The sequence below is a fragment of the Cellulomonas olei genome, from assembly GCF_039548315.1.
Lineage (GTDB): Bacteria > Actinomycetota > Actinomycetes > Actinomycetales > Cellulomonadaceae > Cellulomonas.
Genome location: NZ_JBCLVN010000054.1, coordinates 1 through 4,836 on the forward strand (window position 1 = coordinate 1; position 4,836 = coordinate 4,836).

The following is a 4,836-nucleotide window of genomic DNA, read 5'->3' on the forward strand; positions in this document are numbered from 1 at the left end:
CACGCACGTGCAGAGCGCGGGCACGCACAGCGCACGCGCGCGCTGCGCGGCGTCGAGAAGCCAGGACATGCCGACGCGAGAGCGCGAACTCGGGCGTGTCCTGGCCTCTCGGCGGCGCGCGCGAGGCGCGGGCCGGGTCAGGCGGACTCGGCGACCACCATCGCGGAGGCGATGCCCGCGTCGTGGGAGATCGACAGGTGGAACCGTGCGACGCCGAGCTCGGCCGCCCGCGCCGCGACCGTGCCGACCACCTCGACCTCCGGCGGCCCGCCGGGGACGCGACGCACGGTCGCGTCCTGCCACGACATGCCGCCCGGCGCGCCGAGGGCCTTCGCGATGGCCTCCTTGGCCGCGAACCGCGCGGCCAGCGACGAGGGGGCGAGGTCACGCTCCTCCGCCGTGAACAGCCGCTCCCGCAGCGCGGGCACCCGCTCGACCGTCGCCATGAAGCGCGCGACGTCGACGACGTCGATGCCGACCCCGACGATCACGGGCGGTCCTGCTCCTCGACGAGGGGACGCCAGCGGCCCCACTTCTCCTCCAGGGCGGCGTCCAGGTCGACCTCGAGCCGGGTCGCGAGCAGCAGCACGTGCGCGAGGACGTCGGCGAGCTCGGCCCGCACCGCGGCCTCGCCCTCCGCGACGGGCCGCCGGGACCGGCCGGTCGCCGCGAGGTACGCCTGGGTGAGCTCGCCGACCTCCTCGCCGAGCTTGAGCAGCAGCCAGTCGTCGGTCCGCTCGATGCCGTGCAGGCGCGCGTAGGCGCGGGAGACCGCCTCGACGTCGGCCTGCGCGGCCCGCAGCTCCACTACTCGACCGTGACGGACTTCGCGAGGTTGCGGGGCTGGTCGACGTCGAGGCCGCGGGCGGTCGCGAGCTCGCACGCGAACACCTGCAGCGGCACCACGGACAGCAGCGGCGCGAGCAGCGTCGGGCTCTGCGGCACGAAGAACACCTCGTCCGCGTACGCCTTCACCGCGTCGTCGCCGTCCTCCGCGATGACCAGCGTGCGGGCGCCGCGGGCCCGGATCTCCTGGATGTTCGACACGACCTTCGAGTGCAGCGAGTCGCGGCCGCGCGGCGAGGGCACGATGACGAACACCGGCTGGCCGGGCTCGATGAGCGCGATCGGGCCGTGCTTGAGCTCGCCGGCCGCGAAGCCCTCCGCGTGGATGTACGCGAGCTCCTTGAGCTTGAGGGCGCCCTCGAGCGCCACCGGGTAGCCGACGTGCCGGCCGAGGAACAGCACGGAGGAGGTGTCGGCCATCCAGCGGGCGATCTCCCGGACGCGGCCGGCGCGGTCCAGGACCTCCTGGATCTTGGCGGGCATGGCGCGCAGGTCCTCGAGGATCTCGCCGATCTCGTCCGCGAACTTGTTGCCCCGCAGCTGCGCGAGGTACAGGCCCAGCAGGTACGCGGCGGTGATCTGCGCGAGGAACGCCTTGGTCGACGCCACCGCGACCTCGGGGCCGGCGTGCGTGTAGAGCGCCGCGTCGGACTCGCGCGGGATGGTCGACCCGTGGGTGTTGCAGATCGCCAGCACCTTGGCGCCCTGCTCGCGGGCGTGCCGGATGGCCATGAGGGTGTCCATGGTCTCGCCGGACTGGGAGATCGCGACGACCAGCGTGCGCGCGTTGACGATGGGGTCGCGGTAGCGGAACTCGTGCGCGAGCTCGACCTCGACGGGCACGCGGCACCAGTGCTCGATCGCGTACTTGGCGACGTGGCCGGCGTAGGCGGCGGTGCCGCACGCGATGACGATGATCTTGTCGACCGACCGCAGCACGGACTCGTCGATCTTCATGTCGTCGAGGACCAGGCGCCCCCGGGTGTCGGTGCGCCCGAGCAGCGTGTCGTGCACGGCCTGCGGCTGGTCCGCGATCTCCTTCTCCATGAAGGAGCGGAACCCGCCCTTCTCGGCGGCGGCGGCGTCCCAGTCGACGACGTACTCGCGGCCCTCGGCGGCGTTGCCGTCGAAGTCCGTCACGGTCACGCTGCGCGGCGTGATGACGACGACCTGGTCCTGCGCGAGCTCGAGGGCCCGGCGGGTCTGCGCGATGAACGCGGCGACGTCGGAGCCGAGGTAGTTGGCGCCCTCGCCGAGCCCGACGACCAGCGGGGAGTCGTGCCGGGCGCCGACGACGGTGTCCGGGTGGTCGGCGTGCACGGCGAGCAGGGTGAACGTGCCGTGCAGCCGGCGCACGACCAGCCGCATCGCGTCGCCGAGGTCCTTGGTCTCGTCGTACGCGCGGGACAGCAGGTGCGCGACCACCTCGGTGTCGGTCTCGGAGAGCAGCTCGGCGCCGTCCGCCAGCAGCTCGTCCTTGAGCAGGGCGTAGTTCTCGACGATCCCGTTGTGGATCAGGGCGATGCGGCCGGCGACGTGGGGGTGGGCGTTGACGTCGGTCGGGCCGCCGTGGGTCGCCCACCGGGTGTGGCCGATCGCGGCCGAGGCGGCGGGCAGCGGCTGCTCCTCGAGGAGCGCGACGAGGTTGCCCAGCTTGCCGGCCTTCTTGGCGGTCGCGAGGGTGCCGTCCCCCGGGACGAGCGCGACGCCCGCGGAGTCGTACCCGCGGTACTCCAGCCGGCGCAGACCCTCCAGCACGACCTCGAGCGGCTGCCCGTCCGGCCGATGGTCACCGACGTACCCGACGATTCCACACATGCCGGCGAGTCTAGCCGGGGCGGCCCCCCGCACCGGCCGCCGCGGGAGGGACGACGGCGGGACACCGCGCCGACGGGCGCACCCGCGCCCATCGTGCAGAATCGTCGGGTGCGAGCCACCGACGTCCCCGTGTCGCCGTCGCCCTACGTGGAGCTGGACCGGGAGGCCTGGGTCCGGCTGTCCGAGTCCACCCCGCTGCCGCTGACCGACGCCGACGTGACGCGGCTGCGCGGCCTGGGCGACCCGATCGACCTGGCCGAGGTGGACGCGATCTACCGGCCCCTGTCGCGCCTGCTCGACCTGTACGTCACCGCGACCCGGCGCCTGCACGCGGCGTCCTCGACGTTCCTGCGGGAGGACACGCCGCGCACCCCCTTCGTGATCGGCGTGGCGGGGTCGGTGGCCGTCGGGAAGTCGACCACCGCCCGGCTGCTGCGCGAGCTGATGGCCCGCTGGCCGGCGACGCCGAACGTGGCGCTCATGACGACGGACGGGTTCCTGCACCCGAACGCGGAGCTCGAGCGTCGCGGGCTCATGGACCGCAAGGGTTTCCCGGAGTCGTACGACCGGCGCGCGCTGCTGCAGTTCGTCTCCCGCGTGAAGGCGGGTGAGGCCGAGGTGCGGGCGCCGGTGTACGACCACGTCACCTACGACATCGTCCCGGGGGCCGAGGTCGTGGTGCGCCGCCCGGACGTGCTGATCGTCGAGGGGCTGAACGTGCTGCAGCCCGCGCCGTCCGCCGCGGGGACGTCGAGCACGTCGAACCTCGCCGTGAGCGACTTCTTCGACTTCTCGATCTACGTCGACGCCCGCACGCAGGACGTCCGCCAGTGGTACGTCGAGCGGTTCCTGTCGCTGCGCTCCACGGCGTTCGCGCGCCCGGAGTCGTACTTCCACCGCTACGCGGCCCTGAGCGACGAGGACGCCGTGGCGCGAGCGGAGGGCATCTGGGACGCGATCAACGCCCCGAACCTGGTGCGCAACATCCTCCCGACCCGCAGCCGCGCGACGCTCGTGCTGACCAAGGGCAGCGACCACTCCGTGCGGCGGGTGCGGCTCCGCAAGCTCTGACGCGGGCGTCAGCGGGTGGGCGACGCCGAGGCCGACGGGGCGACCAGCGCCACCGGGTAGCGCTCGACGTCCACGACGTCCAGCGCGGTGATCCCGTCCCGCACCGCCCCGGGGAGCGGGTCGCAGCCCGACCGCGGCAGCGGCACCCGGACCGCGGACCCGAGGGCGTCGACCAGCCACAGGTCGGAGCGCCCGGCGCCGCCGTCGCACCGGGGCGGGCCGGCGTCCGCGGCGGGCGCGGCGACCGGCGCCGTGAGGGCGGCGACCAGCGGCCCGACGTCGCCCTCCAGCCGGGTGGCGGTCACCGCGGCCCACCGCCCCGCGGCGTCCGTGAGCGTCTCCCCCGTGCTGCACAGGACGGCGGAGGCGGCCGCGAACCCGTCGGGGAGGGGCGCGGGGTCCGGCGCGTCGGGGTGGGGCGCGCGGTCGTACTCGTCCGCGGCGAACCCGAGCGAGGCGAGCACCTGCGGCGCGAGGCAGTCGGCGGCGCGCGCCACGTCGGTGTCCGACGGCAGCGGGGCGACCGCGGACGACCCGGCGGCGTCCGCACCGGCGGAGCACGCGGCGAGCACTCCGGCGGCCGTGGCGGCGAGCAGCAGGGCCGCCGGCCGTCGACGTCGCGCGGGCTGCCGCGACCGCACTCCGGCGCGGTGCGGGTCGTCGGGCGACGGGCCGGTCGCGGGCGTGCGGGCATGAGGTGCCGTCATGGTCCCCGCCCTTCGTCGCCCGTGCTGCCCTGGGACGGAGGACCGGGCTCCTGCCCGGCCTCCGTCGCTGGGGGCGACTCCGTCGTGGCCCGGGACGAGCCTAGGTGCGGGTCAGGCGGCGGACCGGCGCAGTGACCGGATCGTTAGCGTGCGGGCCCGGATCGTTGCCGGGACGTGACCCGCGCGCCCGCCTCGGCCGGCGCGACCGCGAGCGCGGCGGGCCGCACGGGGGCGTCGGCGTCCGGCAGCGGCGCCACGGGCACCCGTGACGAGCCGGGCGGGCGCCGCGGGTCGGCCCCCGGGCGGCGGCCGTCCGGCGTGCCGGGGCCGGGAGGACCCCCGCCCGGGGCGCCCGGAGCACCCGGAGCCCCCTGGGCACCCGGGCCACCCGGTG

5 protein-coding genes are annotated in these 4,836 nt (G+C 75.4%); 1 reads left to right on the forward strand and 4 read right to left on the reverse strand.

Going from position 1 to position 4,836, the window contains the following annotated elements; translation table 11 throughout:
* Nucleotides 1-137: 137 nt before the first annotated feature.
* Genes AAHH18_RS14960 through glmS form a run of 3 tightly spaced genes read right to left on the reverse strand, consistent with a single transcriptional unit; the run spans nt 138 to nt 2,664 of the window.
* The gene (locus tag AAHH18_RS14960; RefSeq protein ID WP_222170221.1) at nt 138-491 is read right to left on the reverse strand and encodes a holo-ACP synthase; all 354 of its coding nucleotides are present in this window, start codon (nt 489-491) and stop codon (nt 138-140) included.
* Nucleotides 488-808, reverse strand: coding sequence for a MazG nucleotide pyrophosphohydrolase domain-containing protein (locus AAHH18_RS14965; protein WP_343302145.1), 321 nt, complete (start codon nt 806-808; stop codon nt 488-490). The genes AAHH18_RS14960 and AAHH18_RS14965 overlap by 4 nt, the downstream gene beginning before the upstream one ends.
* Nucleotides 808-2,664, reverse strand: coding sequence for a glutamine--fructose-6-phosphate transaminase (isomerizing) (gene glmS / locus AAHH18_RS14970; protein WP_283319522.1), 1,857 nt, complete (start codon nt 2,662-2,664; stop codon nt 808-810). The genes AAHH18_RS14965 and glmS overlap by 1 nt, the downstream gene beginning before the upstream one ends.
* 108 nt (nt 2,665-2,772) lie before the next feature.
* On the opposite strand from glmS, the gene coaA reads away from it, so the two are divergent.
* Complete coding sequence (coaA, locus tag AAHH18_RS14975; protein ID WP_283319521.1) at nt 2,773-3,735, forward strand: type I pantothenate kinase; 963 nt, start codon at nt 2,773-2,775, stop codon at nt 3,733-3,735.
* An 8-nt stretch (nt 3,736-3,743) separates the two neighbouring features.
* Here coaA and AAHH18_RS14980 read toward each other — a convergent pair whose 3' ends face one another.
* Nucleotides 3,744-4,442: a hypothetical protein gene (locus AAHH18_RS14980; RefSeq protein WP_343302146.1), complete on the reverse strand. Its 699-nt coding sequence runs from the start codon at nt 4,440-4,442 to the stop codon at nt 3,744-3,746.
* Nucleotides 4,443-4,836 lie beyond the last annotated feature (394 nt).